The 14,363-nt window shown below is 73.4% G+C and carries 15 protein-coding genes; 6 read left to right on the top strand and 9 right to left on the bottom strand.

Features of this window, described 5'->3' with window-relative positions:
* Window positions 1-164: 164 nt before the first annotated feature.
* The 3 genes from B6R96_RS03415 to B6R96_RS03425 are packed head-to-tail and all read left to right on the top strand — an operon-like array spanning window position 165 to window position 3,669.
* Complete coding sequence (locus B6R96_RS03415; protein ID WP_081521509.1) at window positions 165-1,841, top strand: FAD-dependent oxidoreductase; 1,677 nt, start codon at window positions 165-167, stop codon at window positions 1,839-1,841.
* Complete coding sequence (locus B6R96_RS03420; protein ID WP_081521510.1) at window positions 1,838-3,319, top strand: ATP-binding protein; 1,482 nt, start codon at window positions 1,838-1,840, stop codon at window positions 3,317-3,319. Before B6R96_RS03415 ends, B6R96_RS03420 begins: the two co-directional genes overlap by 4 nt.
* The gene (locus B6R96_RS03425) at window positions 3,316-3,669 is read left to right on the top strand and encodes a UBP-type zinc finger domain-containing protein (protein WP_053702389.1); all 354 of its coding nucleotides are present in this window, start codon (window positions 3,316-3,318) and stop codon (window positions 3,667-3,669) included. The genes B6R96_RS03420 and B6R96_RS03425 overlap by 4 nt, the downstream gene beginning before the upstream one ends.
* A gap of 26 nt (window positions 3,670-3,695) precedes the next feature.
* Here B6R96_RS03425 and B6R96_RS03430 read toward each other — a convergent pair whose 3' ends face one another.
* The 8 genes from B6R96_RS03430 to B6R96_RS03465 all read right to left on the bottom strand — a co-directional run bounded on the left by B6R96_RS03430 (window position 3,696) and on the right by B6R96_RS03465 (window position 10,983).
* Window positions 3,696-4,436, bottom strand: a complete 741-nt coding sequence (locus B6R96_RS03430; RefSeq protein ID WP_081521511.1) for a DJ-1/PfpI family protein — start codon at window positions 4,434-4,436, stop codon at window positions 3,696-3,698.
* A 133-nt stretch (window positions 4,437-4,569) separates the two neighbouring features.
* The gene (locus tag B6R96_RS03435; protein WP_081521512.1) at window positions 4,570-5,148 is read right to left on the bottom strand and encodes a hypothetical protein; all 579 of its coding nucleotides are present in this window, start codon (window positions 5,146-5,148) and stop codon (window positions 4,570-4,572) included.
* Complete coding sequence (locus B6R96_RS03440; protein WP_081521513.1) at window positions 5,145-6,527, bottom strand: hypothetical protein; 1,383 nt, start codon at window positions 6,525-6,527, stop codon at window positions 5,145-5,147. The genes B6R96_RS03435 and B6R96_RS03440 overlap by 4 nt, the downstream gene beginning before the upstream one ends.
* Window positions 6,524-7,333, bottom strand: coding sequence for an ATP-binding cassette domain-containing protein (locus tag B6R96_RS03445; protein WP_081521514.1), 810 nt, complete (start codon window positions 7,331-7,333; stop codon window positions 6,524-6,526). Before B6R96_RS03445 ends, B6R96_RS03440 begins: the two co-directional genes overlap by 4 nt.
* Before the next feature lie 23 nt (window positions 7,334-7,356).
* Window positions 7,357-8,220, bottom strand: coding sequence for a zf-HC2 domain-containing protein (locus tag B6R96_RS03450; protein ID WP_081521515.1), 864 nt, complete (start codon window positions 8,218-8,220; stop codon window positions 7,357-7,359).
* A complete protein-coding gene (locus tag B6R96_RS03455; protein ID WP_203351586.1) occupies window positions 8,217-8,738 on the bottom strand; it encodes an RNA polymerase sigma factor in 522 nt (173 codons plus the stop codon). The genes B6R96_RS03450 and B6R96_RS03455 overlap by 4 nt, the downstream gene beginning before the upstream one ends.
* A 145-nt stretch (window positions 8,739-8,883) precedes the next feature.
* Entirely contained in the window at window positions 8,884-9,666 is a 783-nt protein-coding gene (locus B6R96_RS03460; RefSeq protein WP_081521517.1) for a crotonase/enoyl-CoA hydratase family protein, read from the bottom strand.
* A 51-nt stretch (window positions 9,667-9,717) separates the two neighbouring features.
* On the bottom strand, window positions 9,718-10,983 hold the full coding sequence (locus B6R96_RS03465) for a sensor histidine kinase (protein WP_081521518.1): 1,266 nt from the start codon (window positions 10,981-10,983) through the stop codon (window positions 9,718-9,720).
* A gap of 115 nt (window positions 10,984-11,098) precedes the next feature.
* Here B6R96_RS03465 and B6R96_RS03470 point away from each other — a divergent pair, with 115 nt between their 5' ends.
* The gene (locus tag B6R96_RS03470) at window positions 11,099-12,190 is read left to right on the top strand and encodes a polyprenyl synthetase family protein (RefSeq protein WP_081521519.1); all 1,092 of its coding nucleotides are present in this window, start codon (window positions 11,099-11,101) and stop codon (window positions 12,188-12,190) included.
* Between the two features lie 6 nt (window positions 12,191-12,196).
* Here B6R96_RS03470 and B6R96_RS03475 read toward each other — a convergent pair whose 3' ends face one another.
* Window positions 12,197-12,925, bottom strand: a complete 729-nt coding sequence (locus B6R96_RS03475; protein WP_081521520.1) for a DUF4386 domain-containing protein — start codon at window positions 12,923-12,925, stop codon at window positions 12,197-12,199.
* Between the two features lie 138 nt (window positions 12,926-13,063).
* Between B6R96_RS03475 and B6R96_RS03480 the strand changes: the two genes are divergently transcribed.
* Window positions 13,064-13,762: a TetR/AcrR family transcriptional regulator C-terminal domain-containing protein gene (locus tag B6R96_RS03480; protein WP_053702381.1), complete on the top strand. Its 699-nt coding sequence runs from the start codon at window positions 13,064-13,066 to the stop codon at window positions 13,760-13,762.
* A gap of 182 nt (window positions 13,763-13,944) precedes the next feature.
* Window positions 13,945-14,346 carry a hypothetical protein gene (locus tag B6R96_RS03485; RefSeq protein WP_081521521.1) on the top strand — a complete coding sequence of 134 codons (402 nt, stop codon included), beginning with the start codon at window positions 13,945-13,947 and terminating at the stop codon, window positions 14,344-14,346.
* Window positions 14,347-14,363 lie beyond the last annotated feature (17 nt).

The raw sequence follows: 14,363 nt of genomic DNA on the forward strand, positions 1-14,363 counted from the left end.
CGGCCGCCGCGGGCCGTTGACCGGGAGCGACCGGGTGTGCACCGGGAGCGCACCACCGGTGTCGTCCCGGAGCGGTCCCGCGGGATCGACCATACGATGGGCGGGAACCGGCGCGGGCGGCTCGCCGTGCCGCCCGCCCAGAGCACTCGGGGTGGAGACGACGTATGGCACAGGCCGCCGACACGGCGCGGACCGTCATCCTGACCGTGGACGACGACCCGGGAGTCTCCCGGGCCATCGCCCGTGACCTGCGGCGCCGCTACGGCGCCGAGTACCGGATCGTGCGCGCCGAGTCCGGCGACTCCGCGATGGAGGCGCTGCGCGAGCTGAAACTGCGGGGCGACCTGGTGGCGGTGATCCTGGCCGACTACCGCATGCCGCAGATGAACGGCATCGAGTTCCTCGAACAGGCCCTCCAGGTGTACCCGGGTGCGCGTCGCGTGCTGCTGACCGCCTACGCCGACACCAACGCGGCCATCGACGCGATCAACGTCGTCGACCTCGACCACTACCTGCTCAAGCCGTGGGACCCGCCGGAGGAGAAGCTCTACCCGGTCCTCGACGACCTGATCACGGCCTGGCGCACCAGCGACTACCGGCCGGTACCCGCGACCAAGGTGGTCGGGCACCGCTGGTCGGCGCGCTCCTCGGACGTACGGGAGTTCCTGGCCCGCAACCAGGTGCCGTACCGCTGGTACTCCTCCGACGAACCGGAGGGGCAGCGGCTGCTGGAGGCTGCCGGGGCGGACGGGCAGCGGCTGCCCCTGGTGATCACGCCGGAGGGCACCGCGCTGATCGAGCCGGAGGCGCCCGAGCTGGCCGCCCACGTGGGGCTCGCGACGACCCCGACGGCCGAGTTCTACGACCTCGTGGTCATCGGCGGCGGCCCGGCCGGGCTCGGCTCGGCGGTGTACGGGGCCTCGGAGGGGCTGCGTACCGTACTGGTCGAGCGGTCCGCGACCGGCGGTCAGGCCGGCCAGAGCTCCCGCATCGAGAACTACCTCGGCTTCCCGGACGGCGTGTCGGGCGCCCAGCTCACCGAGCGCGCCCGCCGGCAGGCCGGCCGGTTCGGCGCCGAGATCCTCACGGCGCGCGAGGTCACCGGGCTGGAGGTCAACGGCGCGGCCCGCATCGTCCACTTCTCGGACGGTTCGACGATCGCCGCCCACAGCGTCATCCTGGCGACCGGGGTGTCGTACCGGCAGCTCCACGCGCCGGGCTGCGACCAACTGACCGGCTGCGGTGTGTACTACGGCTCCTCGCTCACCGAGGCGGCCTCCTGCCAGGGCCAGGACGTGTACATCGTGGGCGGCGCCAACTCGGCCGGGCAGGCGGCGATGTACCTGGCGCGGGGCGCCAAGTCGGTGACGCTGCTGGTGCGCGGGGAGTCCCTGACGGCCTCCATGTCGTACTACCTGATCCAGCAGATCCAGGAGATGCCGAACATCACGGTGCGCACCGGGACGGTCGTCGAGGCCGCGCACGGCGACGGTCACCTGGAGCAGCTGACGCTGCGGGACGTGGGCAGCGGTGCCACCGAACTCGTCGACGCGCAGTGGATGTTCGTGTTCATCGGCGCCGCCCCGCTGACCGACTGGCTGGACGGTACGGTCCTGCGCGACCCGCACGGATTCATCCTGGCCGGACCGGACCTCACCCCGGACGGGCGGCCGCCGGCCGAGTGGGAACTGGACCGGCCCCCCTACCACCTGGAGACCAATATCCCCGGCGTGTTCGTGGCGGGCGACGCGCGCGCCCAGTCCGCCAAGCGCGTCGCGTCCGCCGTCGGAGAGGGAGCCATGGCCGTGATGCTCGTCCACCGGTATCTGGAGCAGTCATGAGCGGGCAGGCCATGCCGTGCAGCCCGCAGGAGATCGCCTCGCTGTTCCTGTTCGAGAAGCTCACCCCGGAACAGCTGGGACGGTTGTGCGCCGAGGGGCGGGTGGAGCGGTTCGAGGCCGGCCCCGTCTACACCGAGGGCTCCCCGGCCACCTGCTTCTACGTGATGATCGAGGGCACCGTCGTCCTGTTCCGCCGGGTCGGCGGCGACGACGTCGAGGTGAGCCGCACCTCGCAGCGCGGCGTGTACGCGGGAGCCATGCAGGCGTACCTGGGCGACCAGGTGCCGCAGACGTACACGAACTCGATGCGGGTCACCGAGCCGACCCGGTTCTTCGTGCTGCCCGCGCAGTCGTTCGCGGACATCATGCAGGAGTGGTTCCCGATGGCGGCGCACCTGCTGGAGGGACTGTTCTTCGGCTCCAAGAACACCCAGCGGGCGATCGGGCAGCGTGAGCGGCTGCTGGCGCTCGGATCGCTGTCCGCCGGTCTGACGCACGAGCTCAACAACCCGGCGGCGGCGGCCGTCCGGGCCACGGCGACCCTGCGGGAACGCGTCGGCAAGATGCGGCACAAGCTGGCCCACATCTCCCAGGGCCAGTACTCGCGCGAGGTGATCGCCGACCTCATCGAGATCCAGGAGCGCACCGTCGAACGCGTCGCGAAGGCGACGGCGCTCAGCCCCCTGGAGGCGTCCGACCGGGAGGACGAGCTGGCCGACTGGCTCGACGACCACGACATCGCGGAGGGCTGGCGGATCGCGCCGGTCTTCGTGCAGGCCGGGCTGGACACCGACTGGCTGGACCAGGTCGCGGCGACCGTGGCCGAGGAGATCCTGCCGTCGGCCATCGGCTGGCTCAACTACACGGTCGAGACCGAGCTGTTGATGGACGAGATCGACGATTCCACCACCCGCATCTCGCACCTGGTGGACGCGGCCAAGCAGTACTCGCAGCTCGACCGCGCCCCGTACCGGGTCGTCGACGTCCACGAACTCCTCGACAGCACCCTGCTGATGCTGTCCGGAAAGATCGGCTCCCGGGTGCGGGTGGTCAAGGACTACGACCGCTCCCTGCCGGACGTGCCCGCCTACCCGGCGGAGCTCAACCAGGTGTGGACCAACCTCATCGACAACGCCGTCTTCGCCATCGGGAGCACGGGCGGCGAGGGCACGCTGACGGTCCGCACGGCGCGGGAGGGCGACCGTCTGCTGGTCGAGTTCCGCGACACCGGTCCCGGCATCCCGGCGGACATCCGCAGCCGCATCTTCGACCCCTTCTTCACCACCAAACCGGTCGGCGAGGGCACCGGGCTCGGCCTCGACATCTCCTGGCGGATCGTCGTCAACAAGCACCACGGCAGCCTCCAGGTCGAGTCCGCCCCGGGTGACACCCGTTTCCAGGTCCTGCTGCCGCTGAGCGCCCCCGACCCCGAGACCGAGACCGCAAACGCGACCGAGACCGCCGAGGAGCCCGCATGACCGACATCACCGGAATCGACCCGACCACCCCGCCCACGGGCACCGGCTGCGTCGAGTGCGACGAACTCGGCGGATGGTGGTTCCACCTGCGGCGCTGCGCCCAGTGCGGTCACATCGGCTGCTGCGACTCCTCCCCCGCCCAGCACGCCACCGCCCACTGGAAGTCCACCGGCCACCCGCTGGTGCAGAGCTTCGAGCCGGGCGAGGAGTGGTTCTGGAACTACGACACCGACGCCCTGTACGACTCCGGCCCCCGGCTGGCCCCGCCGAGCGACCACCCGGCGGACCAGCCGGCACCGGGCCCGGCCGACCGGGTCCCCGAGGACTGGACCCGGCGACTGCACCGCTGAGCAGCGGCCACCCGCTAGCGCCGGCGCTACCGCCCAGGAACCGGGGACGGGGTCCACACCGTGCCGCGGGCCTCGTACTCGAGCATGGCCTCCACGCCCGTCGCCGTGTCGGCGCCCAGTTCGCGGCGTACGAGCCACAGCGCGAGGTCCAGCCCGGAGGTGATGCCGCCGGCGGTGACCAGGTCGCCGTCGTCGACCACCCGGGCGTTCTTCAGCAGCCCGCCCTGCTTCTCCAGATCGGGGCGGGCCTTGTGGTGGGTGGTGCAAGGCCGGTTCGCGGTCAGCCCGGCGGCGGCCAGCAGCATGGTGCCCGTACAGACGCCGGCGACCGCGAGCCCCGGGCGGGGCGCGGCGCCCAGCTTCCGGGGCAGGACGCCGCTGCGTATCTCGGCCCGGACCCCGGGGGTGTCGGGGCGGGCGTAACCGCCGCCGGGAACGAGGAGGATGTCGGCCGCGCGGGGGTCCCAGGCGCCGTCGACGGCCACCCGCGTCCCGTAGGCGGCGCGGACGGTACCCGGGGCGCCGGCCGTGACGTAGCGGACGTCGACCTCCCGGTCCGTGAAGAACCGGGCCGCGCAGAACACCTCGTAGGGCGCGGCGAAGTCGAGCTCCTCCACCCCTTCGTACATCACGACGTGCACCTGCAACGGCCCCGCCGGCCTCGCGGCGGTCCGGGGTTCCGCCGCGGCCGCCACCCCGGCCACCCCCGCCAGGGTGGCCGCGGCGCCCACCACGACCGGGGCGCGGAGCACGTTCCTGCGGTTCATTCGATGGTCCTTTCCGATTCCCTTGGGCCGTTTGCCGTTCCGGTACAGGAGTCGGGGCCGCGGGAGGCCGGGTTCCCGGGCCGGTCCGTGGCAGCCACCACACCTCGCCCTCAGTGGACCCCGGACAACACACCTAGCGCCTCGGGCCCCCGACCGCGTAGACCGCGGTGCCCGCGACGGCCAGGACGAGGGCCGTCCAGGTGCCGGCCGTCGTGCCGGGCGGGAGCAGCATCCAGGTGAGCACCTGCGTCGCCGGGTCCGGCGCCGGCGGGACGACGAGGGCGAGCGACAGCGACGCGAACGGCGGGAGCCACGCGTACGGCCCCCCGCACCAGGCCGCTCCCACTGCGACCAGCCCCATCAGCCCCGCGCTGTTGCGCACGACGAGGGCGAGGGAGGCCGGCTGCCCGCCCAGCGCCAGCACCCCCGGCAGCACCGCGCCGATCAGTACCCCGCAGAGCAGCACGTGCACCGCCCTGCGGGGCATCCAGCGGATCGCGGCCGTGCGGTCCAACGCGAGGTCCTGCCCGCCGAGTCCGACCGCGAGGGCCGTCGCGCCCGCGGCGAGGGCCAGCGTGCACAGCCGGGGATCCACCGGCCCGCCGGCACCGCCGATCCGGCCGAGGGCCGCTACGGCCACCGCACTGATCAGCACCGCGGCGAGCGACGCGGGGACCCGGCGCGAGCGGGCGTACAGCGTCAGCCATCTCACCGGGTCGCCCCGCCGGTCAGCGCGCCGAGCGGGTCGCCCGAGCAGGCGACGGCGGCGTCGTGCAGCGCGTTGATCCCCTGCCGCTGCTCCGCCCTGGTGCGCGCCATGAACGTCTTCCACACGGGGTCGGCCACGGCGGCCTGTCGGCCCGTGTCGTGCATGGTCCTCTCGAGCGGCCGGAGCTCCCCGAGGACCCAGGCGGCCGCGATGCTCTGGGCGGCGGCCTCCTCCAGCGTGCCGCTCTCGGTGTCGCTGCGCGGGCGGCACAGCGGGGCGATGCCCTGGGCGACCAGGGCCCGGGTCAGTTCCTCGCCCCTGGCCTCGCCGATCACCGCGTCGTCGAAATCGACGAGCACGTACGCGCGGGAGCGTTCCGGGGTGTCGCCGAGCGCCCGCGGGACGGTGGTCTCGCGCACACCCGCGGGCGCCCGGTCGCCCAGTGCCTCGTGCAGCAGGCGCAGCGCCTCCGCGCCGGGAGCCGCCAGGTCCTCGATCCGCGCCCGCCGGGCCGTCGTCACGCACACCGGGCCGTCGCACACGGGCGTCGCCGCCTCCCGGTCGAGGACGTACGTGGCGCGGGGGTCGGCCGGGAACTGGAGCAGGGCGACGCCCGCGCCCGCCAGCAGGGGCGTGAGGGCGAGCAGCCGGGCGCGCGGGGTGGCGGCGGCCAGCAGTACGAAGCCCGTCACGGCCATGCCGAGCAGCCAGATCGTCTGCCCGAGGTGTACGGGGGCGGAGAGCGTGAGCAGCGTTTCGCGGACCTCCGCGACCGCCGGTGACAGCAGCGACAGGCGGTTCGGTACGGCGGAGGTCGGCGTCGCGGCGTCCGAGGTCTGCCGCAGGAGGTTGGTGAGCAGGAAGGCGCCCACCGCCAGAGCGGGCGGGGTGAGGGCGGAGGGCACCGTCCGCGCGATCCCCATGCCGAGGACGGACCCCGCGGTCAGTGCGAGCGCGCCGACCAGGGAGACGGGCAGCCAGCCGAGGTGGGTGTACGTGGCGTCGCCGGCGAGCACCCGCACCGCGCCCAGCAGGACCAGGAGGGCGAACGACGAGACCAGGGCGAGGGCCGTCGTACCCGCGAGGGCGGCGGCGCGGTGCCGGGCCGGCCGCGGGGTGCTGATCAGCAGTTCGGCCGTGTTCGAGCGGTGGTCGCGCAGCCCCTGGAGTCCTCCGAGGCCCACGGCGAGCGGCCACAGGAAGATCAGCGGGTAGCGGGTCCAGAGGGCCATGGAGGTCCATTGGGCCGTCCACAGCGCGGTGCCCTTCGCCCATGGGCCGGACACGAGGTGCAGGAGGGCGAGCGCGGCCGCGAGGACCACGACGGCGGCCCAGGGTGCGACCGACCGCCGCAGTTCGATGCCGAGGATACGGAGGTTCACCAGGCGCCCCTCGTCCGTGCGGGGTCGACCAGCAGCGCCGAGTAGCCGCGTTCCAGCGGGCTGTCGCCCTGGTGTTCCGGGCCGCCCGCCGCGGCCAGCTCGCCCGGGGAGCCCTGGAAGACCAGCCGCCCCTCGGCGAAGAGCACCACATCGGTGCAGGCGGCGGCCACGTCCTCCACCAGGTGGGTGGAGACGACCACGCAGGTGTCCGTCCCCAGTTCCTGGAGCAGTTCGCGCAGCCGCAGGCGTTGTGCCGGGTCCAGGCCGACCGTGGGTTCGTCGAGGAGCAGGATTGCCGGGTCGTTGACGATGGCCTGGGCGATGCCGGCTCGCCGCACCATCCCGCCCGACAGGGTCTTCATCCGCTCGTCGGCCCGGTCGGCCAGGCCGACCCGCTCGACGGCGCGCTGCACCGCACCCGGGATGTCGGCCGTGGGGACCTCCTTCAGCCATGCCATGTACTCGATGAACTCCCGTACGGTGAAGCGCTTGTAGTAGCCGAACTCCTGCGGCAGGTACCCGATCCTGCGGCGCAGCGCACGGTGCTCGCCGAGTGGGCCCACGGCTTCGCCGAGCAGCTCCAGCTCGCCTGCGGCGGGGCGCAGCACGGTGGCCAGCGCCCGGATCAGGGTGGTCTTGCCCGCGCCGTTGGGGCCGAGCAGACCGTGTACTCCGGTGCCCAGTGACAGGTCGAGCCCGTCGACGGCCAGCCGCTTCCTGCCGGCTCTGACCTTCAGTCCGGTGGCCCGGATCTGCCAGGCGTAGGCCGTGGGTGCGAGGTCGGCCCTGCTGACGGTGGGCTTCATGCGGTTCCTTGTCTTCGAGGGGTTCAACGGTGGGCTCCCGGCGCGGTGTAGGCGCCCCTGCGGACGATCACGACGGCGGCGCCGAGCGCGAGGAGCAGCCCCCACACCGGCAGGCCGTCCGTTCCGAGGGCGACGGCCGTACGGCTGGTGGCCAGGGTCGGCGCCACCACCACCGCGGCCCATGCGGCCACCAGTACGGCGGCGGCGCGGGTCACGCCGATGACCCCACCGAGCGCCAGCGTCATCGCGGTGAAGGCCAGGCAGGGCACCAGCCACTGAGCGGCCGTCAGGCCCGTCGCCCATCCCCCCGTCAGCAGCGTGGGGATCACCACGGCGAGTACGGAGGCGGTGCGCCGCAGCACGAGTTGCAGCCCCGCCCTCGGTGTGGAGGAGGTCAGCTCGAACGCCGGGTCCAGGCCGCGCGACCACGAGGCCGCCACTCCGCACACGGGCAGGACCGGGGCGAGCAGCAGCATCAGGGACACCTGGCCGGAGCCGGAGCCGAAGCGGAACCCGGAGCCGGAGCCGGAGCCGGAGCCGGAGCCGCGTCCCGTCAGATCGAGCAGCAGGGCGAGCAGGGTCACGGCCAGGACCATGGCCAGCCACGGGGTCATGGCGGGCGTCGTCCAGGCGGACAGCCGGGCCCGCAGCCGCCGCGGCGGCGCCGGGGCGGTCGCGGCGATGCGCTGTTCGAGGTCGGACCAGACGGCCTCGGTCAGTGCGGCCACGGCGGGCGCCCCGGCCGTGACGGCGTCCGAGAGCCGGTCACGGCAGATCCGGCACGCCTCCAGATGGGCCTCCAGGGCCCATACCTCGTCGGCGGCGAGATCCGTCCCGCCGCTCGCGTACCCGTCGATCAGCCGTGCCGACGCGTGTTCCACGTTCATGCCAGCGCCTCCCGCATAGCCGTCCGGGCCCGGCGGGCGCGGGTCTTGACCGTTCCCTCGGGCAGTCCGAGCAGGACCGCGGTCTCACGGACGGAGAGTCCGTCGAGCACCATGGCCTGCAGTACGTCCCTGAGCTCCGGCGCGAGGCGCCGCAGCGCGTCCCCGACGTCGCCTCCGACGGTGGCCACCAGCGCCTCCTCCTCGGCCGCGGGCGCGACGGGGTACGGGGCGGCCGCGGGCGGCGGCTCCGCATGGTGGGCCCTGCGCCGGAACGCGTCGACGAGGCGGCGGGCTGCGATGGTCCACAGCCAGCCGACGGCCGTTCCGCCGGTCCCGGCCCCGGTCCCGGTCCCGGTCCCGGTGAAGGAGCCGGCGGCCCGCCACACCGCGAGGTACGTCTCCTGCATGACCTCGGCGACGATCTGCTGGTCGGCGCAGCGGCGGCGCAGCCGCACCGCCAGCCACGGGGACGTGCGCCGGTACAGCTCCTCGAAGGCGGCCCGGTCTCCCCGGGCCACCCGTCGTAGGAGACGTTCCTCGTCCAGTTCCTGCGGCGCTGCCGCCCCAACCCGTTTCACACCTGCTAGACGCGGGGCCGGGGCCGCAGGTTTTGCCCGGGAGGTGATCCGGGTCACATGTCGGGTGGCGCCGCGGCCGCCCCGCTCACGTTCCGAACGCGCCGTGCCGACCTGCACCGGAGGCGAACCGGCCTGCGCCCGCCTGCGTTTCGCCCGCCTCCAGCGGTACCAGGCCGTGCCGGTACTCCCCCGCCAGCGCCTGTTCCTCGGGCAGGCCGTGCTGCTCCAGGACGGACAACCGGTCGTGGCGCAGGCAGATCCGGGGGAACCCGGCGATCTCGCGGGCCAGTTCCTCCGCCGCCGCCCTCGATCCGCCCGTGGGGACCAGGCGGTTGGCCAGCCCGATCGCGTGCGCCTCGGCCGCGGCGACCGGACGGCCCGTCAGGATCAGGTCCATGGCGCGGCTCTCGCCGATCAGCCGGGGCAGCCGGACCGTACCGCCGTCGATCAGGGGAACGCCCCAGCGGCGGCAGAACACGCCGAACACCGCGTCCTCCTCCACCACGCGCAGATCGCACCAGAGCGCCAGTTCCAGGCCGCCGGCCACCGCGTGCCCCGCGACGGCCGCGATCACCGGTTTGCCGAGCCGCATCCGGGTCGGCCCCATGGGTCCGTCGCCGGTGGCGCGGACCCGGTTGCCGCGCTCGGTGCCGATGGCCTTGAGGTCGGCGCCCGCGCAGAACGTGCCTCCTTCGCCCCAGAGGACGGCGACGGCCGCGTCGTCGTCCTCCTCGAACGCCCGAAACGCGTCGGCCAGTTGCGCGGCCGTCGGACCGTCCACGGCATTGCGCACTCCCGGCCTGCTCAGGATCACCGTGTACACGGGGCCGTCCCGCTCCACCCGCACCGAGGCCTGCTCGTCCGCCATTGCGCACCCCTCCCGCTCACCGGCCTCCATTGTGGTGCCCGGCCGGTCGCCTCACACCGTGGTCGGCGCCGGAAGGGTGAGCCGGACCTCGAACCCGCCGAGCGCTCGGGGGCCGGCGGTGACCGAACCGCCGTATATCTTCGCGCGCTCCCTCATGCCGATCAGGCCGAGACCGGGTGAAAGGCCCTTGTCCGGAGCCGACTCGGCGCCCTGCTCGTTCGTGACGCACACCACGAGGCTGTGGGGTGCGTAGTGGATGGCCACGCTCGCCCTGGTCGGTCCCGCGTGCTTGAGCACGTTCGTCAGCGCTTCCTGGACCACCCGGTACACGCACAGGGCCGTGCCCTGCGGAAGCCGGGCGGGGGGGCCGGCGACGTCCATGGTGACCTCGACCCCCGCACCCCGCACGCGTTCCAGCAGCCCGTCGAGCAGAGCGAGCCCGGGGGCCGGGGCGTAGGCGGCGCCGCCCGTGTCCTGCCCGCCGTCCGTGTCGTGCCCGCTGTCCGTGTCGTGCCCGCTGTCCGGTGCCGCCGGGGCATCCCCTTGTCCTTCCTGGCCGACGCGCAGCAGGACGAGCATGCGGCGCATCTCCTCCAGTGCTTCCCTGCTGGTTTCGGCGATGGTGTCCAGGGCCCGCCGGCTGGCCGCCGGGTCGGTGGGGAACACGTACGAGGCCATGCCCGCCTGGAGCGCGACCACGGACATGTGGTGCGCGACCACGTCGTGCAGTTCCCGGGCGATGCGCACGCGTTCCTCCGTGAGGGCCCGGAGGGCGTTCTCCTCCTGCTGTTCGCGCAGCCGGAGGGTCAGTTCGGCGAGCTGCCTGTTCCGTTCGGCGAGGGCGCCCGAGCCGCGGCCGACGACGAGGACGACGGCCGGGAACAGGACGGCCTGGGCGATGACGGTCGGCATGGAGCTGTTGTCGATGTTGCCGATCCCGGCGTACACCCAGATTCCGGTCACCACGCCCGTGCACAAGAAGGACGTCCGTCGGCGGCGGGTGGCCGCCACCGTGTACAGGCCCAGAAGCGGGGGCATCGAGTTGACCACCGGCCAGTACCCGCAGGCGATGAAGACGACCCACAGCGTGCTGCTGGCGGCGAACACCTCGACGGGCGCGATGCGGCGGGCCAGCAGGACCAGGCCCACGAGAGCCGTCAGGACGGCCCCCGTCATGTCCATGGACCGCCAGCCCGCCGGCGGCTGCTCCTGCCCGAGCAGCAGTCCGGCGCCGACGTAGCCCAGCGCGAGCAGCGAGTCGACGACCAGCGGCCGCCGTCCCCCGAGCCGGTCGAGTAATCCGAATCCAGCATGCATCGGCGCAGCTTACGGCCCGTCAGGCAGTGGCCGGACGGTCCGGTACGGCCCGGGGGCGCGGCCGCCGCGTCCCCGCGGTGACCGGCCGCCCGAAGCCGTAGGGATACTGATCTTCATGGATGCCGACGTCACCGCCGCCCTCGAACGCGCCGCCCTGCACCGGACGCGTTTCGACTCCCGGTTCGAGCAGTACTTCGACGGCCTCGCCGGGCGCTTCGACGTCCCGGTGCCGAGCCGGTACGTACCCCGGTGCCTGGAGCTGCTGCGGGAGTTCTCGATGCGCGGCGGCAAGCGGCTGCGGGTCGTCCTGCTGTACGAGGCGGCCCGGCTGGTCACCACCGACGAGGTGCCGGGGCTCGCGGAGGCAGCGCTGAGCATCGAACTGCTCCAGACGCACGGGCTCGTCCACGACGACATCATCGACGACGCGCCGCTGCGCCGCGGCGGCCCCTCGACCTACTACGCCTACCGCCGGGAGTTCCCCGACCACGACGCCACGGCCCTCGGGCTCGCGATACTCGCCGGGGACCTCGCCGCCTTCCTGTCCACCCAGGTCCTGCTGGAGGCCGAGGCTCCCGCCGAGCTGCGCCAGGCACTGCTCGCCGTGCACACCCGTACGGCGGCGGAGACGGTCGCCGGGCAGCTCGTCGACCTGGAGCGGGACGCGCACGCGCTGCCCGACGAGGAGTTCCTGCACACCGTCACCGACTTCAAGAGCGCGCGCTACTCGATCCTCGCGCCGCTGACGATGGGCCTGCTGGCCGCGGGCGAGGACCCCGCGCCGCACCGTGCCCGACTGCACCGGTACGCCAGGCTGGTGGGCATCGGCGAGCAGATGCGCGACGACTTCCTCGACCTCTTCGGCCCGTCGGACGACGATCCGGCGGACGGGGCGAAGTCCACCGGGGCCGACATCCGCTCGGGCCGCCGCACCTACGCGGTCCGCGCGCTGCTGGCCGCCGTGACCGGGCCCGAGGCGGCCCTCGTCGAGGCCGCGCTCGGCGATCCCGGCTGCTCGGACGACACCCTCGGCCGGATCGCGGAGATCGCCCGCGGCGCCGGGGTGGACCGGCGGCTCAAGGCGGAGATCCGGCGGTACGCGCAGGAGGCGTCCGCCGAGGCCGCGTCGTGGGCGCCGTACTGGCGTGCGGAGGCGGTGGGGTTCTTCCGGAGCCTGCCGCTGTGGAACGTGCACCGGATGTCCTGAGAACGCTCACTCGACGCCGCCGCCGACGACGCCGACGCGATCGCCTTCGCCGACGCGTTCGTCAGCGGGCTCGTCGAAGCCCTTGCCGAGCAGCCGGACGGCCAGCGTCACCTCCCAGGCGAACACGGGCAGTGCGGCCAGCGACCCGGCCACCGAGACCTGCTCGTAGATGCCGAACAGCACGGCCGTCGCCGAGGCGCAGATCATCGCCCCGCCGACCAGGCCGAGGACCGCGACGGGCCGCGGCACGAGCCGCGCGGTGTACATCAGGGCAGCCAGCACCAGGGTGTTGGCCCCCAGCACGAAGTTCGGCCCGAACAGGAACGTCCAGTCGTGGACGGCCACCAGCGCCCTGCCGGCCGTGATCAGGGAAGCCCCGTCGGCGCCCGCCGCGCCCTCGGCCTGCCTCCTGAGGGTCACGACCGACAGCACGCCGACGATGCCGACGAGGATCACGGCGGCCTCCAGGAGGCGGCCGCAGACGTAGCCGACGGCGGCCCCCTCGTTCCGCCTGCGCAGGACCGGGTACAACACGGCCCCGGTGCCCGTGACCGCCAGGACCAGGACGAACTCGCACAACGCCCCCAGGAACACCCGGGTGTCGGCGCCGGGTCCGACGACGTACGCGGCGTCGTGCAGGACGGGGCGGTAGAGCGCGAGGCCGGCGATCGCGGCGACTTCGGTGACGAGGAACAGCACACCCGCGACGACCGCGGTTCTCCTGGTTGAGCTCATGCGGAACAGACCCCCATCGAAAGGTGTACGGCGTACACCTGCTAGTTGGCGCTCACCCTAGGTGTACGCCGTACACTCGTCAAGGCGGGGTACCCGCCCGCGCCACCGCCCCGGGAACGGATCGAGGGAGAAGCCCCCATGCCCGAGCAACCGCAGGAAGCACGCCGGACACCCCTGAGCCGGGACCGGGTGCTGCGCGCCGCCGTCGCCTTCGCCGACGGCTCCGGCATCGAGGCGCTGAGCATGCGCCGGCTCGCCCAGGAGCTGGGTGTCGTGCCGATGGCCCTGTACAAGCACGTGGCCAACAAGGAAGAGCTGCTGGACGGCATGGTGGAGGCCGTCGTCGGCGAGATCGGGGGCCAAGTGCCCGGATCCGACTGGAAGAGCGCGGTCCGCGGGCGGATCCTCGGCGCGCGCGGCGCCCTCCTCGCGCACACCTGGGCCGCCCAGGTGATCCGTTCGCGGACCGGCCCCACCCCGGCCGTACTCGCGTACCTGGACTCCGTGATCGCGCTGTTCCGGGCCGGCGGCTTCTCGCTCGACCTCACCCATCACGTGATGCACGCCCTCGGCAGCCGCGTGCTGGGCTTCACCGAGGAGCTGTTCGACGACCCCGCGAGCACCGCACCGCAGGACGAACGGGCCCGGGCGGCCGCGTACGAGGAGATGGCCCGGCGCTACCCCCACGTCACCGAACTGGCCCGGTCGGTGGCCCACGACCGCGGGTCCGTCATCGGCCCGGGCTGCGACGACGCGTTCGAGTTCGAGTTCGCGCTGGACCTCCTGCTCGACGGATTCGAACGGCTCCACGAGAAGGGCTGGAAGTCCGCTCCCTAGGCTGTTTTCTCCTGCGGCGCGTGCGGTGCGGGCAGCGGCCGGGCCGGGCGAGCGGAAGGAGAATTCCGGAACGCCGGATGGCATGACGGCAGGCGGGCCATACTGCACGGGGAACCAGCCGGTCGACGGATCCGCCCCGGACCTCGATCGGTGCGGACGGCCCGCTCGATGAAGGGGCGTACATGAGCGACACCATCAAGCTGAGCGTTCCCGGCGAGCTCGCGGAGCTCCTGGTCGCCGAGGGACACGCCACGCAGACCCGCGGCCGGCGCAGCTCCCAGTGGGGGCTCGACGGGGACTTCATCGGTGGGACCGCGACGGTCATCGCCCTGTTGCAGGCTCCGCAGACCATCGCCTATCTGGCCGGAGCCATCCGCTCGTTCGCGTCCCGGCGGCGGGCCGGCCGCCCCGACGACCGCGCCCGGATGTACGTCGAGGCCATCGGCCCGCACGGCCAGATCCGCTTCGACGGGGAGGCCACCGTGGAGGAGATCGAGCGACTGCTCCAGCGGACGATCCTTCCCGCGCAGGGCGTCGACCGGACCCCCGTCCGCGACCCCTCCACCGACACCGACACCGTCTGACCGCCTCGCCATGGGTA

Origin of the sequence: Streptomyces sp. Sge12 (genome assembly GCF_002080455.1) — a bacterium.
Lineage (GTDB): Bacteria > Actinomycetota > Actinomycetes > Streptomycetales > Streptomycetaceae > Streptomyces.

What these genes read in the sequence shown, in the direction of transcription:
- B6R96_RS03415 (WP_081521509.1), top strand. Translation starts at nt 165, where the DNA reads ATGGCACAGGCCGCCGACACGGCGCGGACCGTCATCCTGACCGTGGAC.
- B6R96_RS03420 (WP_081521510.1), top strand. Translation starts at nt 1,838, where the DNA reads ATGAGCGGGCAGGCCATGCCGTGCAGCCCGCAGGAGATCGCCTCGCTG.
- B6R96_RS03425 (WP_053702389.1), top strand. Translation starts at nt 3,316, where the DNA reads ATGACCGACATCACCGGAATCGACCCGACCACCCCGCCCACGGGCACC.
- B6R96_RS03430 (WP_081521511.1), bottom strand. Translation starts at nt 4,436, where the DNA reads ATGAACCGCAGGAACGTGCTCCGCGCCCCGGTCGTGGTGGGCGCCGCG.
- B6R96_RS03445 (WP_081521514.1), bottom strand. Translation starts at nt 7,333, where the DNA reads ATGAAGCCCACCGTCAGCAGGGCCGACCTCGCACCCACGGCCTACGCC.
- B6R96_RS03450 (WP_081521515.1), bottom strand. Translation starts at nt 8,220, where the DNA reads ATGAACGTGGAACACGCGTCGGCACGGCTGATCGACGGGTACGCGAGC.
- B6R96_RS03460 (WP_081521517.1), bottom strand. Translation starts at nt 9,666, where the DNA reads ATGGCGGACGAGCAGGCCTCGGTGCGGGTGGAGCGGGACGGCCCCGTG.
- B6R96_RS03465 (WP_081521518.1), bottom strand. Translation starts at nt 10,983, where the DNA reads ATGCATGCTGGATTCGGATTACTCGACCGGCTCGGGGGACGGCGGCCG.
- B6R96_RS03470 (WP_081521519.1), top strand. Translation starts at nt 11,099, where the DNA reads ATGGATGCCGACGTCACCGCCGCCCTCGAACGCGCCGCCCTGCACCGG.
- B6R96_RS03475 (WP_081521520.1), bottom strand. Translation starts at nt 12,925, where the DNA reads ATGAGCTCAACCAGGAGAACCGCGGTCGTCGCGGGTGTGCTGTTCCTC.
- B6R96_RS03480 (WP_053702381.1), top strand. Translation starts at nt 13,064, where the DNA reads ATGCCCGAGCAACCGCAGGAAGCACGCCGGACACCCCTGAGCCGGGAC.
- B6R96_RS03485 (WP_081521521.1), top strand. Translation starts at nt 13,945, where the DNA reads ATGAGCGACACCATCAAGCTGAGCGTTCCCGGCGAGCTCGCGGAGCTC.